Source organism: Nonomuraea rhizosphaerae (assembly GCF_019396405.1).
Taxonomy (GTDB): Bacteria; Actinomycetota; Actinomycetes; order Streptosporangiales; family Streptosporangiaceae; genus Nonomuraea; species Nonomuraea rhizosphaerae.
In genome coordinates this window covers 1-19,042 of record NZ_JAHKRL010000090.1, presented here as the reverse complement: position 1 = coordinate 19,042, position 19,042 = coordinate 1, and the positions used below count along the sequence as shown (strand labels likewise).

At 70.2% G+C, this 19,042-nt stretch carries 18 protein-coding genes and 1 pseudogene; 15 read left to right on the top strand and 4 right to left on the bottom strand.

From position 1 onward, the window contains the following. The 8 genes from KME77_RS04375 to KME77_RS04345 form a co-directional block, all read left to right on the top strand. On the top strand, window positions 1–502 hold a 502-nt coding region (locus KME77_RS04375), incomplete at its 5' end, for a hypothetical protein (RefSeq protein WP_219462198.1). Window positions 503–530: 28 nt separating this feature from the next. Next, window positions 531–986, top strand: a complete 456-nt coding sequence (locus tag KME77_RS04370; protein WP_219462197.1) for a thioredoxin family protein — start codon at window positions 531–533, stop codon at window positions 984–986. A 32-nt stretch (window positions 987–1,018) separates the two neighbouring features. After that, window positions 1,019–1,102 carry a putative leader peptide gene (locus KME77_RS30460; RefSeq protein ID WP_350668905.1) on the top strand — a complete coding sequence of 28 codons (84 nt, stop codon included), beginning with the start codon at window positions 1,019–1,021 and terminating at the stop codon, window positions 1,100–1,102. A 60-nt stretch (window positions 1,103–1,162) separates the two neighbouring features. Then, on the top strand, window positions 1,163–1,594 hold the full coding sequence (locus KME77_RS04365; protein WP_219462195.1) for a DUF4395 domain-containing protein: 432 nt from the start codon (window positions 1,163–1,165) through the stop codon (window positions 1,592–1,594). Then, window positions 1,591–2,430 (top strand): sulfurtransferase, encoded by an 840-nt coding sequence (locus KME77_RS04360; RefSeq protein WP_219462191.1) that lies wholly within the window; start codon window positions 1,591–1,593, stop codon window positions 2,428–2,430. The genes KME77_RS04365 and KME77_RS04360 overlap by 4 nt, the downstream gene beginning before the upstream one ends. Continuing rightward, window positions 2,430–2,732, top strand: a complete 303-nt coding sequence (locus tag KME77_RS04355; protein WP_219462189.1) for a DUF1416 domain-containing protein — start codon at window positions 2,430–2,432, stop codon at window positions 2,730–2,732. Before KME77_RS04360 ends, KME77_RS04355 begins: the two co-directional genes overlap by 1 nt. Before the next feature lie 282 nt (window positions 2,733–3,014). Beyond that, a complete protein-coding gene (locus KME77_RS04350; RefSeq protein WP_308250542.1) occupies window positions 3,015–3,575 on the top strand; it encodes an RNA polymerase sigma factor in 561 nt (186 codons plus the stop codon). Beyond that, window positions 3,572–4,336, top strand: a complete 765-nt coding sequence (locus KME77_RS04345) for a methylated-DNA--[protein]-cysteine S-methyltransferase (protein ID WP_219462185.1) — start codon at window positions 3,572–3,574, stop codon at window positions 4,334–4,336. Before KME77_RS04350 ends, KME77_RS04345 begins: the two co-directional genes overlap by 4 nt. Here the strand turns inward: KME77_RS04345 and KME77_RS04340 are convergent. Continuing rightward, window positions 4,318–4,863, bottom strand: coding sequence for a helix-turn-helix domain-containing protein (locus KME77_RS04340; RefSeq protein ID WP_219462184.1), 546 nt, complete (start codon window positions 4,861–4,863; stop codon window positions 4,318–4,320). The two genes, KME77_RS04345 and KME77_RS04340, sit on opposite strands and share 19 nt — an antisense overlap. A gap of 164 nt (window positions 4,864–5,027) precedes the next feature. Between KME77_RS04340 and KME77_RS04335 the strand changes: the two genes are divergently transcribed. Then, window positions 5,028–6,293, top strand: coding sequence for a hypothetical protein (locus KME77_RS04335; protein WP_219462181.1), 1,266 nt, complete (start codon window positions 5,028–5,030; stop codon window positions 6,291–6,293). Here the strand turns inward: KME77_RS04335 and KME77_RS04330 are convergent. The 3 genes from KME77_RS04330 to KME77_RS04320 are packed head-to-tail and all read right to left on the bottom strand — an operon-like array spanning window position 6,283 to window position 8,736. Further along, on the bottom strand, window positions 6,283–7,425 hold the full coding sequence (locus KME77_RS04330) for a hypothetical protein (RefSeq protein ID WP_219462200.1): 1,143 nt from the start codon (window positions 7,423–7,425) through the stop codon (window positions 6,283–6,285). The two genes, KME77_RS04335 and KME77_RS04330, sit on opposite strands and share 11 nt — an antisense overlap. Window positions 7,426–7,429: 4 nt before the next feature. Then, entirely contained in the window at window positions 7,430–8,080 is a 651-nt protein-coding gene (locus tag KME77_RS04325) for a hypothetical protein (protein ID WP_219462179.1), read from the bottom strand. After that, the gene (locus KME77_RS04320) at window positions 8,080–8,736 is read right to left on the bottom strand and encodes a hypothetical protein (protein ID WP_219462176.1); all 657 of its coding nucleotides are present in this window, start codon (window positions 8,734–8,736) and stop codon (window positions 8,080–8,082) included. The genes KME77_RS04325 and KME77_RS04320 overlap by 1 nt, the downstream gene beginning before the upstream one ends. A gap of 191 nt (window positions 8,737–8,927) precedes the next feature. Here KME77_RS04320 and KME77_RS04315 point away from each other — a divergent pair, with 191 nt between their 5' ends. The 6 genes and pseudogenes from KME77_RS04315 (at window position 8,928) to KME77_RS04290 (ending at window position 18,803) form a co-directional block, all read left to right on the top strand. Further along, window positions 8,928–10,871 (top strand): hypothetical protein, encoded by a 1,944-nt coding sequence (locus KME77_RS04315; protein WP_308250541.1) that lies wholly within the window; start codon window positions 8,928–8,930, stop codon window positions 10,869–10,871. A 72-nt stretch (window positions 10,872–10,943) separates the two neighbouring features. Beyond that, on the top strand, window positions 10,944–13,973 hold the full coding sequence (locus KME77_RS04310) for an ATP-binding protein (protein WP_219462172.1): 3,030 nt from the start codon (window positions 10,944–10,946) through the stop codon (window positions 13,971–13,973). A 449-nt stretch (window positions 13,974–14,422) separates the two neighbouring features. Further along, entirely contained in the window at window positions 14,423–15,709 is a 1,287-nt protein-coding gene (locus KME77_RS04305) for an AAA family ATPase (RefSeq protein WP_219462170.1), read from the top strand. 108 nt (window positions 15,710–15,817) lie between these two features. Further along, a pseudogene (locus KME77_RS04300) lies at window positions 15,818–16,315 on the top strand (RloB family protein); the annotation flags it as partial. Window positions 16,316–16,870: 555 nt separating this feature from the next. Further along, window positions 16,871–18,100 (top strand): MurT ligase domain-containing protein, encoded by a 1,230-nt coding sequence (locus KME77_RS04295; protein ID WP_219462168.1) that lies wholly within the window; start codon window positions 16,871–16,873, stop codon window positions 18,098–18,100. After that, window positions 18,090–18,803 (top strand): type 1 glutamine amidotransferase, encoded by a 714-nt coding sequence (locus KME77_RS04290; protein WP_219462165.1) that lies wholly within the window; start codon window positions 18,090–18,092, stop codon window positions 18,801–18,803. Before KME77_RS04295 ends, KME77_RS04290 begins: the two co-directional genes overlap by 11 nt. Window positions 18,804–19,042: the final 239 nt, after the last annotated feature.

The following is a 19,042-nucleotide window of genomic DNA, read 5'->3' as shown; positions in this document are numbered from 1 at the left end:
GCGGGCGAACACCGCGGAGCAGAGGCCCGCCGCGCCCGCCGCCGCCTCGCCCACGTCCCAGGTCCCGCGCGAGGCGGAGTCGAAGTCGGCGGCCGACAGCACCATGCGGGACGCGGACAGCCCCACCCAGGACTACGCACTCAAGGCGTCCCCCGCTCCGTCGGCCTCGGCGCGGGCGACGGCGCCTGGGCGCGAGTTCCCCGGCGAGAACGAGGCCAAGGGCTACTACGCGCACGTCGCGGCCTTCGCCGCCGACGGCATGACCCAGCTCTCGGTGCGGGTCACCGGTGTCCCGGTCGGCACGACGTGCGGGCTGGTGGTGTACGGGAAGGGCGGCGAGCGCGAGTCCACCCCCACCTGGGTCGTCAATCGTGAGACATATCGGGACATGGCGGTTTTCCCGCGCCAGACGTACATCCCGCTGAGCCAGATCGCCCGCTTCGAGATCGTCGACGCGGCCGGGAAGGTGCTCGTCAAGATCCCGGTCCCGAAGCGGAAGTAATCCGGCCCGCCCGCGGTTGCACCTGAGGATGACAGGACTCTGGGTGGTGCTGGCCACGCTGGCGCTGGGCACGGTGATCGGGGTGGTGAAGCTGCGCCGCGACGGCAGAGTGCGTGACGTGGCCCCGGCCCCTGACGGGCTCACCGAGGCCGACCTCGGGGCCGGGCTCGGGGAGCGGGCGACGCTGGTGCAGTTCTCGACGGCGTTCTGCCAGCCGTGCCGGGCGACCCGGCGGGTGCTGGCCGACGTGAGCGGGATCGTGCCCGGAGTGGCGCACGTCGAGATCGACGCCGAGTCACGGCTGGATCTCGTCAGGCGGCTGGACATCATGCGGACGCCGACGGTTCTCGTCCTCGACAGCTCCGGAAATATCGTGAAAAGGGCCTCTGGGCAGCCACGTAAGGAAGAGGTCCTCGCGGCCCTTGCCGGCGCGGTGTCTCACGGGTCGTCTCACGAGTCGTCTCATAACCCGGACGAGATGTGACAGATGCCGAGACGGCGGGTAGTGTCGTCGGCATGAACCCATCGACAGAGCTGCTGACGAAGCGGCGCGCGGTTGATTTCTGCCGCGTCGCTACCGCGCTCTGTCGCGCTGCCTGAGGACGGTCTCGCGCGGACATCCGATCCGCCCCAAATCCGACCCTTCAGGAGCATCCCGCGATGCGTGCCGACCCCAGAGCGCTGCGCTTCAGCGCGGCCATTACGACCGTGATCCTCGCCCTCGTCCTGGCGGCGGGGAGTGTCTGGCCGCTTGCCGCCACCGTGCTGCTCGCCGCCCAGGCGCTGGTCTTCGCGCTCGGCGCGGCCGGTCGCTCACCGTACGGGATGCTCTTCAAGGCGCTCGTCAAGAGCGCTCCGAAGGAGACGGAGGACGCCCGCCCGCCGCGCTTCGCGCAAGGGGTCGGGCTCGCCTTCGCGGTCGCGGGGCTGGCCGGATATCTCCTCGGGATCACGCCGCTCGCCCTCGGGGCCACGGCGGCGGCCCTACTCGCCGCCTTCCTCAACGCAGCCTTCGGATTCTGCCTTGGCTGCGAAACGTATCTGCTCCTTCGCCGTCTACTGCCCGCCGCCAAATTGGAGGTTCCCCAATGAGCCGCTCCGCCGCCCTGGTGGATGCCGACTGGGTCGAGGCCAAACTCGACACCCCCGGAGTCGTCCTCGTCGAGGTCGACGAAGACACCAGCGCCTATGACAAGGGCCATATCCGTGGCGCCGTGAAGGTCGACTGGAAGCAGGACCTCCAAGACCCGGTCCGCCGCGACTTCGTGGACAGGACAGGGTTCGAGGCGCTGCTGTCCGAGCGCGGCATCTCCAACGACGACACGGTCGTTCTCTACGGCGGGAACAACAACTGGTTCGCGGCCTACGCGTACTGGTACTTCAAGCTGTACGGCCACGACAACGTCAAGCTGCTCGACGGCGGGCGCAAGAAGTGGGAGCTCGACTCGCGCGAGCTGGTCAAGGACGTGCCGCAGCGCGACCGGACCACCTACAGCGCCCAGGAGCAGGACAGCGCGATCCGCGCCTTCCGCGACGACGTGGTGGCCGCGATCGGCAAGCTCAACCTGGTCGACGTCCGCTCGCCCGACGAGTTCTCCGGCAAGCTGCTCGCCCCGGCCCACCTGCCGCAGGAGTCGGCGCAGCGCGGTGGCCACGTGCCCACCGCCCGCAACATCCCGTGGTCCAAGGCGGCCAACGACGACGGCACCTTCAAGACCGACGACGACCTGCGCACGCTGTACGGCGAGGCGGGCGTCGACTTCGGCAAGGACACGATCGCCTACTGCCGCATCGGCGAGCGTTCCGCGCACACCTGGTTCGTGCTGCACGAGCTGCTCGGCCAGGAGAACGTGAAGAACTACGACGGTTCGTGGACCGAGTACGGCTCGCTCGTGGGCGTGCCGATCGAGCTGGGGGAGGCCCGCTGATGACCACCGCGCAGGGTTGCGGAGCACCGGAGCAGACCATCACGCTGCCGGCCGGGATCGATCTGTCCAACCAGGCCGTGATCCAGGGTGTGGTGACCGGCGCCAGCACGGCGTACGCGCGACTGCTCGACGGCTCCGGTGAGTTCACCGGGGAGGTCGTGGTGTCCGACGACGGGGTGTTCCGCTTCTTCGCGGCTCCCGGCGAGTGGACGGTGCGCATCATCGCGGGTGGCGGGGTCACGCGCGACGTACAGGTCGAGGCGAGGCTGGGCGAGGTGTCGCAGCTCGCCGTCGCGGTCTGAGAGCTGTCGGGTCTGAGAGCTGTCGGGTCTGAGAGCTGAGGAAGGCCCGCGTCCGTTCACGGACGCGGGCCTTCGGCTTTTCCGCCGTCCTTTTCGCTTCCTGCGGGTCCTTTCTTTCTCCTGTACGGCAGGCCGACGAAGACCCAGTCGCCGCACATGGCTGAGGACCTCCAGGGACACGGCCGCTGAGCCCGCACGGGGCCGGCCGCCGAAACAAGACGGTGAGACCGCCCGAGCGGTGAGATGTGCAACGGAACCGGGATCGGCGGTGTTGTAGCCAGTGTGAGGGATTTCGACTGTCTCGACCCGGTGCGCAAGGCGCTGCTCGGCGACCTCGACGAGGGCTTCGCCGAGATGTACGGCGCCTATCGCTGCGTGGTCTTCTCCACCGCGCTGCGGATGAGCGGGCGGCGGGCCGACGCCGAGGATCTCACCGCCGAGACGTTCCTGCGGGCCTACCGGGCGCTGGCCGGGTACGGGCCGGACCGGATCGCCGCCCTGCAGCCGCGGGCGTGGCTGCTGACCATCCTGATGAACACCTGGCGCAACTGCGTACGGACCCGCGTCCGCAAACCGCCGCCCGACCTGCGGGAGGAGCCCGTGGAGACCGTGGACCCGGGCGAGAGCGTCGAGGACACGGCGGTGCGGCACGAGGCCGGGGAGCGGCTCGCCGAGCTGCTCGGGCTGCTGCCGGAGGAGCAGCGGGCGGCGGTGGTGCTCAGGCACGTCGCCGACCTGCCGGTCAGTGAGATCGCCACCGTGCTGAGGATCCCGCAGGGGACGGTGAAGTCGCACGTCTCGCGCGGGTTGAAGCGGCTGCGTCAGCTTGGAGGTGTGCGATGACACAGGAGACGGCACAGGATCGGCTGATCGAGGAGCTGGGGGCGCTGGCCGCCGACGCGCCCGACGGGCTGCTCGACCGGATCGCCGCACGGTGGATCACCGCGCCGAGCCCGCTGGGGGAGGTGGCCGCGGCGTTCACCGATCACGGGGTGGCGTACGTGCGCCCGGCGCGGGGGTTCGCCGAGGACTTCAGGAAGCGGGTGGGACGCCCCCTGCTGCCCGCCGCCCGGCCGCCCGCCGGGCTGGTGCCCGCGCTGCGCGACGGCCGCTCCTCGCGGGTGGGCCTCGACCTGCGCGGGCTGAGCGACTTCCAGCGGGACGTGCTGCTGGCCGTCCGGACGATCCCCAGGGGCGAGGTGCGGCCGTACGGCTGGATCGCCGCCAGGATCGGCCGGCCCAAGGCGGTGCGCGCCGTGGGGACGGCTCTGGGCGGCAACCCGGTGCCGCTGCTCGTCCCGTGCCACCGGGTGATCAGGTTCGACGGCGGGGCCGGCGAGTACATGTTCGGGGGCGCGGCCAAGGAGCGGGTGCTGCTGGCCGAGGGGGTGGACCTGGAGAGGCTGCGGGAGCTGGCGCGGGAGCGGGTGTTCTACCTGGCCAGCGACACGACCGGGGTGGTGTGCTTCCCCACCTGCCACAACGCCCGGCGGATCACGGCCGCGCACCGGCATGGGTTCCGCAGCGTGGCGCGGGCCGAGGCGGCCGGGTACCGTCCCTGCCGCACGTGCCGGCCCGTCGCCGCTCAGGCGGCGGCGGGGTAGCGCATCAGCAGGGACGCGCGGACCTCCTCGGGCCCGATCGCCCGGTAGCCGTGCGGGACGTCGGAGACCCATGAGATGTGGTGGCCGGGCCCGGCCGTCAGCGGCGCGTCCACCGGGCCGGCGATCAGCGTGCCGCTGAAGACGGTGATGTGCTCGCTGGTCCCCTCCAGATGCGCGGGCGAGGTCTGGGTGATCCCGGGCGGCAGGCGCAGCCGGTACAGCTCGTAGGTCACCCCCACCTCCTCGAACACCTCCAGCAGCGCCGCCTCGACCGCCGTGCCCCGCACCACCTGGGGCGATGGCGGCGAGTCGAGTATCGCGCCGATCGGCACTCCGAGCTGGGCGGTGATGGCCCAGAGCGTCTCCAGGGTGGGGTTCCGGGTGCCCGTCTCCACACCGGACAGGGTCGCCTTGCCGATCTTGGCGCGCTTGGCGAGCTCGGAGAGCGAGACTCCGCGCGCCTGCCGCAGCAGTCGCACCCGCTCTCCCACGACGCGCGGGTCTGTGTCCAGTGCGGGCGGTTCCATGCCGCCATCGTGCCGCAGAATCGGCGGAAATGACGGACCGTCGCAGACCCAATCATCCAGGGTTACGGCTGCGGCATCTGCGACAGACCGATACGATTCTCCAGATGTCCGGTTCGTCAGGAGTGATGGCACCTCCCCGACCTGGGCCAACGCCGGCTCAGGGGATGCCGTCACCCTTCTCGCTGCCCGTCCACGCGCTACGCCTGGCGGGTCGCTGCCTGCTGCCCTTGGTCCTTTGGTACTCGGCCGCGCAGGCCGCCCGCTGGGCCCTGCTCTACGGGGCCACCGAGATCTCCCACGGCGACTGGCGCCAGGTGCGGCTGATCGTCAGCATCGCCATGCTGACGCTGGTCGTGCTGATCTCCATGACGATGATCACGGGCATGTTCCTGAGCCTGCGCCGCGTGTCCTGGGAGGGACGGGCCCGCCTGGCGGCGGGGCAGTCGCCGGAGCCGTTCTGGCGCTCGCTCAACCGGATCGGCCCCGCGTTCGCCGTCATCTACCTGGCCTGGGAGCTGCACCTCCAGGACGCGCGCGACTACCAGCAGGTCGAGCTGTTCCACAACGTGGACTCCGACTTCTACAAGACGATCTTCAACAACATCGCCAACAACACCAGCAACGAGACGACCTACGGCCGCGGCCTCGTCGACCTCGACTGGCGGTGGTCACTCGCGGCCATGGTGGTGACCTTCGGGCTGCGGGTGCTGTTCGGCCGCATGGCGGAGCAGGGATCGGGCCGGCTGTCCGGCGTGGCGGCGGCCTTCGCGGAGTTCTCGTTCGTGTTCTGCGGACTGAACGCCCTGTTCAACTTCACCAGCGCCCGCCTCGACTGGGCCGAGCACCGCGCCGTCTCGGAGAGCACCACCCAGCTCTGGGACCACGCGAAGGAGACCGTGCCGGGCTGGGACGCCTTCTGGACCTGGCTGGGCGCGACGAAGCCGTACATCCTGGACGCGCTGGCGGTGCCGCTGACCTGGCTGGCCATCGCGGTGCTCGTCTTCGGCGCCGCGGCGGTCGACGACACCCGCAGAGCGGTGCGCGGCGCGGGCCGGCTGGAGCGCGGCGTCGAGCGGCTGGAGGACAGCCACCAGGTCACCCAGAAGGCCATGGAGCGGGTCGTGGGCGGCTTCCAGGAGCGCTGGGTGCCCGTGGTCAACGCCTTCAGGATCACGCTCAGGGCCGGCGCGACGCTGTTCGGGCTGATGTGCCTGATCTACGTGGGCCTGCACGTGGGGTTCGACTACCTGGACCGGGTGATCCGCACGGTGATCGGCTCCTACCAGCCGTACTTCTGGTACGTCCTGGACTGGCCCCTGGTGTTCCTCAAGGACATGATCGTCACCATCCTGAGCTTCGCCACGCTGGCCGCGACCTTCGACATCGCGGCCACCAGGGCGCGGCTGCGCGGCGAGGACATCACCGCCTGAAGACCAGCACGTCCTTGCGCTTGGCCGCCGCCTCCAGCTCCGGCGTGATCTCCAGCAGCTTCTCCGTCGGCGTGTCCTGCCGGTACGTCGTGCTGAACTCCAGGTGCAGCTCGACCTCGTCGGAGACGTTCTTGGGGACGAGCGAGGCGAAGGTGTAGGTGAACGGCTTGCCGACCGGGTTCTTGTCGGTCGGGACGTTGCTCTCCATGATCGAGGTCTGCCACGAGCGGCCCTGCTTGTCGTGCATGCTGAGCTGGGGCTGGGCGGTCATCACGGCGCCGTCGTCGTCGACGGCCGCGCGGGTGACGGTGATCTTCAGCCACTGCCGGTCAGGGGCCGGGTTGGAGTCCTTCGGGGCCTCCATGGGCTCGACGGCCGCCTTCCACGACACGTGCCCGAACGTCAGCGCCTGCCCGCGTTCGACCACGTGCGGGGTCTCGTCCGGCCGGCCGCCCTTGTAGTAGATGTAGGCGTCCACCGTGGGGGCGCCGACGCCGATCAGCAGGGCCACCACCGCGCCCACGCCCAGCAGGAGCGTGCGGGGCTTCTTGGGGGGCGTGCCGGCGGGAGGCCGGGCGTTCCCGGGAGGCGGGGGCAGACCGTCCCCGGGGAGCGGGCCGCCGGCGGGCGGGGGGCCTTCCATGAGGGGCGCGCCGCTGCCGGGAGGCAGGCCACCCGCGAGGGCCGGACCACCCGCGGGCGGCGGGCCACCGACAGGCGGCGGGCCACTGCCGGGTGGCGGGGCACTGCCGGGAGGCGGGGCCTCTCCGGGAGGCGGTCCGGGGGGCGGGGCCGTTGGCGGGCGGTAGTGCTGCATGGGCAGCGGGCCCGCGCTGGGGATGGCCGGGATCGGCTGCGTCGAGCTCGTCAGCGGCTCGGAACGGGCGGCGGGCGGCCACACCTGCTGGTCGGGGCGCGGCGGGCGGTTACGGCGCGGCTGCGGCTGGGTGTTGGGCTGCGGGCGCCGCCGCTGGCTCCTGCGCGGGCGCTGGGGCTGCTGGCCGCCCTGGCCAGGAGGCTGGCCCTGCCCTTGGGGATGAGGCTGCGGCGGCCCGGACGGCTGGGCAGGCTGAGCGGGCGGCTGGCCGGGAGGAGGGGAGAACCAGTCGCGCCGAGGGTCGTCGGTGCTCATCGCCCTACCAATTCTTCTTCTGGCTCATGTCGAAGACCTCCGCGGGCGCCGAGGCGAGCTGCTTGGCCGCCGCCTCGTCGATGCCGAGGTCGACCTGCGCCTCCGGCTGCAGCGGCTCGGGGTAGAAGCCGCCGGCCGGCAACTGGAAGATCGCCTTGGCGCCGGCCAGCGCCGAGGGCGGCACCTCGAAGACGAACCGGCCCTTGGCCCACCAGCCCGGCTGGATCCACACCTCGGACAACGTGTCGGACTTGGTGACCTTGTCGGTCGCGTCGTACTTCTTGCCGTCGGCGGCCAGCAGGACGGGCAGCGCCAGCTTCAGGGGCGTCTTGGGCACCGTGGCCTCGGCCTCGATCACCAGGAACACCTGGTCGGTCTGCGCTGTGACCAGGGAGCTCTTGACCGACTTGGCGGAGAGCGCCCGCTTGAACCGGACGGCGAACCTCCCGGCGTCCACCACCTGGTCCTTCACCCCCACGTACGTGAGCGACGCGCTCTTCTCCTCCGTCGACAGCGCCAGCGTCTGGAGGCCCACCGCCCCGGCCGCCAGGGCCAGCCCGACGACGGTGTTCAGCACGACGGTGCCGACGCCTCGGCGCGGCGGCTGGCGGCGCGTCCCCTGGGGCGCCACGACCTGCTGCTGGGTGGCGGTCATCACACACCCTCCGGCTTGACCGGCAGTGTGATCCTGGCGACGACCTTGTTCTGGAAGGCCTTGTCGAGGTAGCCGTACTTGGTCTCCAGGAGCCAGGTGTGGACGCCTGTCAGCCGGTTCTCCAAGTCCTCGTACCTGCCGAGCTCCAGCGCCACCTGAGCGGGCGGCTGGGCGCCTTCCTCCAGTTCGTAGCGGGCGATCACGGTGGTCGGGAGGTCGGGGTGGAGCTGGGAGGACCTGGTGCCCGCGGTCATGGCGAAGAACTCCGGCTTCACCTTGCTGTTGATCTGCGGCGTCGTCCTCAGCACCGTGCCGCCGAACCCGGAGCCGTAGCCCCTGTCGCTGATCGGGCCGCCCACGAAGATCGTCTGGTCGGTCTTGTTGGTCACCTTGACCACCACGTCGACGTAGCGCCTGTCCTTGCCGAACTGGTTCTTCGCGGGCTCCAGGGTCGTCTTCGCCTCGACGAACTCGGTCTCGAACTCCCCCTGGTCCAGGGGCTGCCCGGTCTTCAGCTGTTCGGGCGCGGGGTCGGGTCGCTCGTCGAGGCCGCCCAGCAGGGCCGTGATGCCGAGAGCGGTGACCGCTACCAGGCCCAGCGCGGGCACCACTACCGGGCGTTTGGGCCTGCTGCTTCCGCCGGTAGGTTCCCTCATGGGTATGGATGGTATCGGCACCGCTGGTCCCAACTGCCGCTATCCTCCCATCTGGCTGGTTCAATTGCCGAGAACCCTGCCGCAGCAAGGGGTGTAGCTCTTACGCTGTCACGGAGCGAAGGGACAGCCCCGACTGCGGAGGGACAGCCCCGACTAACGACATATGGCGGCCGGAGGGTCACGTGGCGGACGTGCATCCCGAGCATGCGCAGCTCCAGGCGGACCGCATTTACCTGGGCTGGCAGTACATCCTGCTCCACCCTGACCCGGGACCGCCGCCCAAACGTCCGTCGCCGGCCGAGGAGCAGGCCGAGGGGAAGGCCGGGGCCAAGCCCTCCGACCAGGAGCTGATGCGCCGCGAGCGCTTCCAGGAGGACCTGCTCAACCGGCCCGTGCGGATCTTCAGGATCTTCATGGTCATCCTGGCCGTGCTGATCGTCGGGCTGGGCGGCTTCGGCCTGATGCAGTGGTCGGCGGCCATCGTCGGCCTGCTGCTGGCCGCGGGCGGGGCGGCGGTCTGCAGCTACGCGCTCGCCCAGGGCGACCGGGCCGTCCGCTACCGCGTCAGCGAGCAGCAGGCGCGCGACGACCGCCAGCGGCAGGAACGTGACAAAGAGCTGTTCCGCGCCCAGGAGGAGCACGCCCAGCGCTACCGTGAGTGGCAGGAGGTCAAGGAGCGCCACGACCGCCAGCTCGCCTGGTACGCCGTCGCCGTGCCCGACGAGATCGACCGCATCGACGTGGCCGGCGGCACGCTGCCCGGCTGGTCGGCGCTCATCACGCTGCTCGGCGCCACCCGCCTCTACAGCGGCGGCCACCTGACCGTGCTCGACCTGTCCGAGGGCGCGATCGCCAAGGACCTGATCGAGCTGGCCCGCAAGGGCGGCGACGACCCGCTGGTCTGGGTGCTGCCCACCGACCTGCCCAGGCTCGACCTGGGCGCGACGCTCAAGCCCGAGGCGTTCGCCGACGTGCTGGCCCACGTGGTCAGCGTGAGCGAGGAGCACCGCACCACCCGCGACCTCAGCTTCGACAACGCGATCCTGGAGCGGGTGCTGGAGGTCCTCGGCGAGAACGCCACGATCAACCAGGTCACGGCCGCGCTGCGGGCGCTGGCCCAGGTGGGCGACCCGCGCGACGACCTGAGGTTCGGGCTGATCACCGCCACGCAGCTGGAGCGCATCGGCACCCTGTTCGGGCGGGGGGTCAGCGACCGCGTGGTGATCGAGCGGGCCTGGGCGCTGGAGTCACAGCTGCGCAAGCTGGAGACCCTCGGCACCGAGGCCGTACGGCTGCCGCCGGCCAGGCTCAGGGTGGTCAGCATGGACCGGCAGGCGGGCGTGTTCGGCAACCGTGTGCTCGGCACGTACGTGGCCACCGCGCTCACCCACATCCTGCGCCAGTCGCCCGCCGCCGACCGGCCCTGGTACCACACGATCATCGTGGCCGGGGCCGACAAGCTCCGCGGCGACGTGCTCGACCGGCTCATGGACGCCTGCGAGACCTCCAGGACCGGGCTGGTGCTGACGTACCGGAGCCTGACCCCGACCGTACGGGAGCGGCTGGGCAGGGGGCACGCGGCAGTGGCGTTCATGCGGCTCGGCAACGCCGAGGACGCCAGGGTCGCCAGCGAGCACGTCGGCACCGAGCACCGCCTCGAACTGGCCCAGCTCACCGAGACGATCAGCGACTCCGTCCCCGGCCTCGACGGCGGCTACACCTCCACGATCGCCCAGGTCGAGGACGCCAAGGAGGAGCGCGAGGACGACAACGGCGCCGACCTCGCCGAGGACCTCGTCGAGTCGACCGAGTGGGGCAGGACGGCCGACAAACTGGGCGAGAAGGAACGGGTGCTGCAGCGTTCGCGCGAGTTCCTGGTCGAGCCGCACCAGCTCCAGCAGCTGCCCACCACCTCGGTGATCGTCACCGACGCCACGGCCCAGGGCCGCCGGGTGCGCCTGGCCGACGCGAATCCGGCCATTCTCACCTTCCCCAAGACCACGCTCGGCGAGCTGGAGGACGTACGGGACGCCGTCATGGCCATCGACGGCAAGCAGCGCGAGGACAACGGCGAGCCGCCGCCGAACCTCGGTCCGCCACCGCCACGCCTGGACTGGCGCAAGGAGAGGCAATGACATGGTCAAAATCCCCGTGTGACGCGCCGGGGCTGGGCGGACTTTACTGAGAACCGTCTGTGGGGGGATGAAATGCAGCCGAGCGTCTCGCTGAGCGGGCCCTGGTACCGAATACAGTCAATTGCCGCGCCTTCGCGAAGCTCGTCGGCGGAGTGGGACTTCGTCACCGTGCTGCCCGCGGTGCTGTCGGCGGCGCAACGTGACCGGCCGTTCGTCATCGGATGGCTCTCCCGCGGCTCCGGAGCGCCGCTGGAGCTCATCACCAACGCCGGGCCACTCTCACCACCTCGGCAGCCGCGCAGGGCCACAGACGCGCCTGGAGCGCCCGCGGGGCCGCAGCCGCTGCTGTTCCCCGGCGGGGCGCGCGGGGTGCAGCTCGACGAGGAGTACCTGGCCGACCTCGCCGACCTGGTCTGGACGCCCTGCCCGGGACGGCAGGCGCCGCCGCTGGGCGGCCGCCGCGAGGAGCCGGACGAGCTGAAGCGGCCGACGCTCTTCGAGGCGACGCTGGTCACGCTCATGTCGCGGCCGTTCGCGTGGCTGGTCGTGGCCGAGCCGACGGACCTGCTCGACGCGGAGGTCGCGCACCTGCGCACCCAGCTCAACGTGCTGCGCCAGTACGGGGACGCCTCCGAGCGCAGCCGCTTCGACGCCGAGCGCGCCGAACGCCGCATGCAGGAGCTCGACGCCTTCCGCGAGGCCGGGCTGTGGAACGTCCGCGTCCTGGCCGGCGGCGCAACCGCCGAGGAACTGCGGCAGATCGCCCCCGTGCTCGTCGGCTCCGTCGAGATGAGCCACCACCCCTACCGCCTGCGCAGCGCCCAGGGCGCCGTGTACGCCCTGTCGGAGGCGCTCGGCATCACCATGCAGGACCCCGCCGACGGCGCCGCCGCGCCCTTCGCCGCCACGGCCGGGGCCCTCGCGGCGCTGGCCGGGCTGCCCAGGCGCGAGGTGCCCGGCGTACGGGTGCTGGACTCGGGGTTCTTCGACGTGACGTCCGAGGCCGACGAGGGCGAACTGGACCTCGGCGAGATCCTCGACGGCCAGGACCGCGGCGTCGGGTCGTTCAAGGTGCCGCTCAGCACCCTGAACCGGCACGCCTTCGTCACCGGCGCCACCGGCTCCGGCAAGTCCCAGACCGTCAGGCACCTGCTCGAACAGCTCAGCCGGGCGGGCATCCCCTGGCTGGCCATCGAGCCCGCCAAGTCCGAGTACGCCGCCATGGCCGGCCGCGTCGAGCCCTACGGGCCCGTGACGGTGATCAACCCGTCGTCGCCGTCCGGGGTGCCGTTCAGCATCAACCCCCTGGAGCCCGAGCCCGGCTACCCCGTACAGGCGCACATCGACATGGTCCGGGCGCTGTTCATGGCCGCCTTCGACGCCGAGGAGCCGTTCCCGCAGATCATGTCGCTGGCCCTGCAACGCGTCTACGAGGCCACCGGCTGGGACGTCGTCACCGGCGGCGCCGTGCCCGGCTCCAAGGTGCCGCCCAGCGTCCCCACCCTCGAACTCCTCCAGCAGCACGCCATGGACGTCATCAAGGAGATCGGCTACGGCCGCGAGGTCCAGGCCGACGTCGAAGGCTTCATCTCGCTGCGGCTGCGCTCCCTGCGCGTCGGCTCCGCCGGGCGCTTCTTCGAGGGCGGCCACCCCGCCGACATCGGCGGCCTGCTGGAGCGCAACGTCGTCCTCGCCATCGAGGACGTCGCCAACGACGAGGACAAGGCGTTCCTCATGGGCACGCTGATCATCCGCATCGTCGAGCACCTGCGCATGCGCGCCAGACAGGAGAAGTCCACCGACCTGCGCCACGTCATCGTCATCGAGGAGGCCCACCGCCTGCTGCGCGACCGCGGCGCCGGCCGCGCCTCCACCCACGCCGTCGAGCTCCTGGCCGGGATGCTCGCCGAGGTCAGGGCGTACGGGGAGGGCATCGTCGTGGCCGAGCAGATCCCCACCAAGCTCGTCACCGACGTCGTCAAGAACACCGCGCTCAAGGTCGTCCACCGCCTGCCCGCCGAGGACGACCGCCAGCTCGTCGGCGCCGCCATGAACCTGAGCGAGGAGCAGTCCCGCCAGGTCGTCTCCCTGCAACCCGGCTCGGCCGCCGTCTTCGCCGACGGCATGGACCGGCCGCTGCGCGTACGGGTGCCGCTCGGCGAGTCCCGCGAGAAGCTCATGGCCAGCCCCGCCCCGCCCATCCGCGGCCGCCGCTCGGCCGCCTGCGGCGCCCAGTGCCGCACCGGGCAGGCGTGCACCCTCGTCGAACTGCGCGAGGCCGACGTCCTCGCCGACGCCCCCGACTGGGCCTGGCTGCGCATCTGGTGCGACACCGTCGTCCTGGCCTTCGTGAGCAACCGCCCGCTGCCCGGCGTCCCGCGCGCCCTGGCCGCCTCCTGGTCGGACCTGCCCGCCCGGCGGCGCGAATGCCTGCTGGCCACCCTCGTCGAACGCTGCGTGCAACGGCGGGCCTGGTCGCTGCGCAGCTGGTTCGACCCGCAGCTGCTGACCGAGAAGGCGGCCGAGACGGCCACCCGGCTGCTGGGCGCCCTCGACAGCGGCGGCGAACGTCCCGGGGCCTCGTGGGTCATCCCGCAGGTGCGGTGGCTGCACGAGGTCGACAGGCTGTTCCCGTACGGGCAGCCGGCGCCGAACCTGCGCAACCCGGCGCCGCCCATGGAGTACGCGCTGTTCCGGAACACGGCGAACGGCAGCTCGGCGGGCCTGAGCCCTTCCGGCGCCACACACCCGGGACCGGCTCATTCAGGACCGGCTCATTCAGGACCGGCCCATTCCGAGTTGGCGCACTCCGAGCTGCTGGGGCACCGGGCCAAGGCGCTGCGGCACCACCCGCTGTCGATGGAGGTCGACCACAACCGGGCGCTGGCATGGCGGGTGATCCTGGGCGACGACGAGAACGAGGGCGTCCAACGCGACATCTCCACCGTGGCGATCGGCGTGGACCCGGGGGCCCGGCTACGGCACGTGGGACAGACGATGGGGGCGGGCTGGCTGGAGGGCGTACTCTCCTGGCCCCGCCGCTTCGTCCTCCCCTTCGACCAGGACGGCGCCCCGGAGATCACCTTCGCCGACCCCAGCTGAAAGGGCTCGCAAGGGGGCGCTCCGCGCTCCTGGAATCTCGACGTGCTCATTCAGGCGCTCCCGCGCAAAGCAAGGTCCTCGCTCCGCTCGGGCGCCCTCCCGGGGGCTGACGCCCCCGCGCGAGGGGCCTGCCGGCCCCTCCCCCTCCCCGGCCCACAGCCGGTCCCGGCGCCGATCACATCCCAGCCCGAGCGCTCATCCGAAATCGAGAAGGCAACCGCGCCCATCGACGACAGACAGTCCACACCCCGGCTCAGCCCATGACCATGGCCATCCGCCCTCACTCTCCGCAACTGCGGCCCGAGGGTGAAAGCTGCCATCCAACCCGCGCACCCCAGAACAACGATTCACCACCTGTGGTTTGATTACAGCAGGGCTAGAGGCTGAATTCTGCAACTAACTCGCACAGAATGGCACATAGCCCGGCGATCCAGGGAGGTGACCGCCCCGTGTTGCTGAGCTTCCGCTTCGCCAACCATCGATCGTTCAGAGACGAACAGCAGCTGAACCTCGTCCCTGTCTACGAGGCGGACCACCCACAGGAGTTCTCAGCCCTCCCGGTGACGGCGGTCTTCGGCGCCAACGCATCGGGCAAGTCGAACGCCATCAGCGCACTCGCCTACCTCTGCCACATGGTCACGTCCTCGGATCGCTACTCGGAGCCCGACAGGGGCGTGGATCGGGCGCCGTACCGGCTGGATCCCGAGATCGCGGCGGAGCCGTCGCGATATGTCGCCGACCTGCTGCTCGACGGAGTGCGCCACACGTACGGCTTCACCGTCGACGACGATCAGATCCTGGAGGAATGGCTTTACAGCTATCCTCTCAAGAGGCGCCGTATCGTCTTCGAGCGCGCCGGCCAGGATTACCGTTGGGGCGAAGGGGCACAGCAGACGCCTCTGGTCCAGCTTTCCGGCATCACCGCGCCCAACGTGCTGTTTCTGACCATCGCCGCGCGTGCGCGGCAGGAACTCGTCGTGCCGGTCTACAACTGGTTCCTGCGCGATGTCATGGTCAGTTACCAGCACGGTCTGCCAAAGGGACGCTCCTTGGCCGCCTATGTCGATCGACTCGACGATCCGCCGCGCAGAAAAGTGATCGTCGATCTGGTGAGGGCCGCCGACGTCGGTATCGAGGACGTCTCGCTGAGCCGGCCGCCGGAGCCTCAGCACGAACAGCCTGACCTCGAATACCTTTCCGGCAAGCTTGCCCAGGGCCATCGGTTGCCGTACGAACCCCGCCTGCTCTTCAGCCACGCCGGTGCGCGCGGGAACGTCCTTCTGGAATGGCACGAACAATCGGCCGGCACTCGTCAGCTGTTCGACCTGGCGCTCAAGGCCGAGCAGGCGCTGCACCGCGGTTCGCTGCTCCTGGTGGACGAGATCGATTCGAGCCTTCATCCAGTGCTGACCGCGAGCCTCATCAGGCTGTTCCAGAACCCCGAGGTCAACCAGAGAGCCGGACAACTCGTGCTGACGACGCACGACGCCACCCTTCTCGGATCACTCCAGGGCGGTGAGGTCCTGCGACGCGACCAGATCTGGTTCGCGGAGAAGGGGGACGACGGCGCTTCGACCCTGTTCCCCTTGTCCGACTTTCACCCACGTAAGCAGGAGAACCGGCAACGCCGATACCTCAACGGCAGCTACGGCGCCATCCCGGAGATCAGCGATGAGCTGTTCGTCAAGGCATTGACGTCGCGAGGAGAAGTGGGTGGCATCGAAGAGGGCGCCTAAGGGTTTTTCCCGTGGCGTGAAGCTGGGCCAGGGCCACGAGACGACCCTGCAGCGACGCAAGGCCTACAGGAACAGCGCGCCGACAGTGCTCGTCCTCTCCAACGGCACCAAGACGGAGAAGCAGTACTTCGACGCGCTCAGGAAGAATGGCTGGGGAAGCCCGTTCCACCTGAGCATCAAGAACTGCGCGCCGGCCGCGCTGGTCGAGTTCGGAGCCTCGAGAAGCTCAACGCGGCCTACGATCATGTCTGGTGCGTCTGTGATGTGGACGAGTTCGACGTGGCTGACGCCGCGCGGCTCGCCGAGCAGTGCGGGGTCGAGGTCGCCCTGTCGCAACCATGTTTCGAGGTATGGCTCATCCTGCACAAGAAGGACTGCCGCAAGACCTTCCAGAACGCCAAGGAAGCAGAGCGAGCGCTTCTGAAGATCCTGCCTTCGTGGAACAAGTCGAATCTTCGCATGGAAGATTTCTGGGACGACATCGAGGTTGCGATCCGTCGCGCCAAAGCGCTGGGTGATCCGCCGGACGACAACCCGTCGACGTCAGTGTGGAAGCTGATGGAGTTCCTGCGGATCGCCGACGAGGCCACGACGACCCGGTCCTGATCGGTCAGGCTCTGTGTGCTCGTTGACGTGTCCGACCACACAGAGAACATAGAGAACACAGAGCGCCGCAAACCGCTGTCCTACGTGTCGGTGAGCGGTGTGTCCGCCTCGTGCGTAGCTTTGACCTGGGAATTTACGGGCGCTGGATGCTCTGGCCGTGGTCGAGAGCGGTCATGGCGCGTGAATCTCTCCAGCGCGCCCAAGACATCGACCGGCTCTCTGTGTGCACACAGAGGCTCCTCTGTGTGCACACAGAGAGGCAGAGTGCACACAGAGACCACACAGAGAGTCGGTCAGCGCCCTCACGACGCCGTGCCCGCGAAGACAGGAACGGGAGGCGGGCAACGGGCTGGTCCGCGCAAGAATTGGAAGGGAGGCGTCCTTTTCAGCAGGTGGACGCGATGCCACATCAAGTATTCACGCAGCTCGGGATCGCTGGGCTTGGAGCCGAAGGTGACGCGGACGGCGCGTAGGAGGCTCGCCCGCTGCCCAACCAAGCCGCGTTTTCGTGTGCGCCACCAGACTACCGGTCAGCGCCGACTAGGATTCTGTGCCATGACCCAGCTTCCACTGCGGGCTCAGCTCGCCAGCGCACTGGGCCGCAGTGCCGCCACGCTGTCGAGGATGACGGGACGCGGCGACGGCTCGGTGATCGGCGGGCGGGTCGGCCTGATGCTCGAGCCCGACCTGCTCAGGCAGCTCGCTCGCGACCGCAGGCTGGCTCTGGTCAGCGCCACCAACGGCAAGACGACCACGACGCGGCTGATCACGTCGGCGTTGCTGGAGCTGGGCGAGGTGGCCACGAACGCGTTCGGGGCGAACATGCCCGCCGGTCACGTCTCGGCGCTCGCGACGAACAAGGACGCCCCGTACGGCGTGCTGGAGGTCGACGAGAAATACCTGCCCGAGGTGCTGGACACGACCGGCGCGAGTGTCGTCTGCCTGATGAACCTGAGCCGCGACCAGATGGACCGCGCGGCCGAGATCTGGCTGCTGGCGCAGAAGTGGCGCAGGGCGTTGTCCGGCAAGCCCACGCATGTCATCGCCAACTGTGACGATCCGCTCGTCACCTGGGGCGCCTCGACGGCCGCGAAGGTGACGTGGGTCGCCGGCGGGCAGCGGTGGAAGGAAGACTCCTGGTGCTGCCCGGAGTGCGGCGGGCCGCTCGACCGCAAGGACGCCGACTGGGCGTGCCGGGAGTGCACGTTCCACCGGCCGGAGCCGCAGTGGGTGCTGGACGACGACGCGGTGGTCGACCCGCGCGGGCAGCGGTGGCTGCTGGACATCCAGCTTCCCGGCCTGGCGAACCGTTCCAACGCCGCGATGGCGCTGGCGGTGGCCGAGGCGTTCGGGCTGCCGGTGGAGCGGGCGCTGCCCCGCCTGCGCGAGGTCACCTCGGTCGCGGGCCGTTACACGACGGTCGAGCGCGACGGCCGCCACGCGCGGCTGCTGCTGGCCAAGAACCCGGCCGGCTGGCTGGAGGCGTTCGACGTCTCCGACCCGGCCCAGCCGATCATCCTGTCGGTCAACGCCCAGGGGCCCGACGGGCGTGACACCTCCTGGCTGTGGGACGTCGACTACCGCGTGCTGCGGGGGCGGCCGGTGTTCGTCACCGGTGAGCGGCGGCTCGACCTGGCGTTGCGGCTGGATGTCGCCGACGTGCCGTTCACGCTGTGCGCCACGTTCTCGGAGGCGCTGGCCATGCAGCCGCCGGGGCGGGTCGACGTGATCGCCAACTACACCGCGTTCCAGCAGATCCGATCGGAGTTCGGCCGTGCCGTCTGAGAGCGCCCTGCGCATCGTCTGGATCTACCCCGACCTGCTGAGCACGTACGGGGACCAGGGCAACGTCCTCGTCCTCGAACAGCGGGCGCAGCGCAGAGGCATCAACACCGAGACCGTGTACGTGCGCTCGGCCGACGCGGTGCCGGAGACCGGCGACATCTACCTCATCGGCGGCGGCGAGGACCGCCCGCAGATCCTGGCGGCCGAGCGGCTGCGCAAGGACGGCGGGCTGCACCGGGCGATCGCGCGCGGGGCGGCGATGCTGGCGGTGTGCGCGGGGTACCAGATCATGGGCAGCACGTTCGGCGGCGAGGAGGGGCAGCCGGTGGACGGCATCGGCCTGCTCGACATCGCCAGCTCGCGCGGGCCGCAGCGGGCGGTGGGCGAGCTGGTCGCCGAGGTGGACGCCGCGCTGGGGCTGCCGGTTCTGACCGGGTTCGAGAACCACATGGGGGTCACCCGGCTCGGGCCGGGCGTCAAGGCGCTGTCCCAGGTGAAGGTGGGGACAGGCAACGGCGACGGGTTCGAGGGCTGCTACGCGGGGCACGTCGTGGGGACGTACCTGCACGGGCCGGCGCTGGCGCGCAACCCGGCGCTGGCGGACCTGCTCCTGTCGTGGCGCGCGGGCGACCTGGCCCCCCTGGACGACAGCCGCTACGAGGCGCTCCGCACAGAGCGACTCGCCGCCGTTGTTCCGCGCTGACAGATTTTTCTGCTGTACGGCAAGTCGCCCCACCGCCACCCGCCGCACATGGCCGAGGGCCTCCAGGAATACGGCCGCTGAACCGAGTGCGGAGATTTGTTGCATAACTGAGATGGGTGTAGCTCTTCCTCAGTGAGTGTCTGAGCTGGGCTTTTGTGGTCGTGACTGTTTAGTCCGAGAACCGCCTTCTACTGTGAGTGCAGACGGTGAGGTGGTGGTGACGGTGGGCTCGTTGCTGG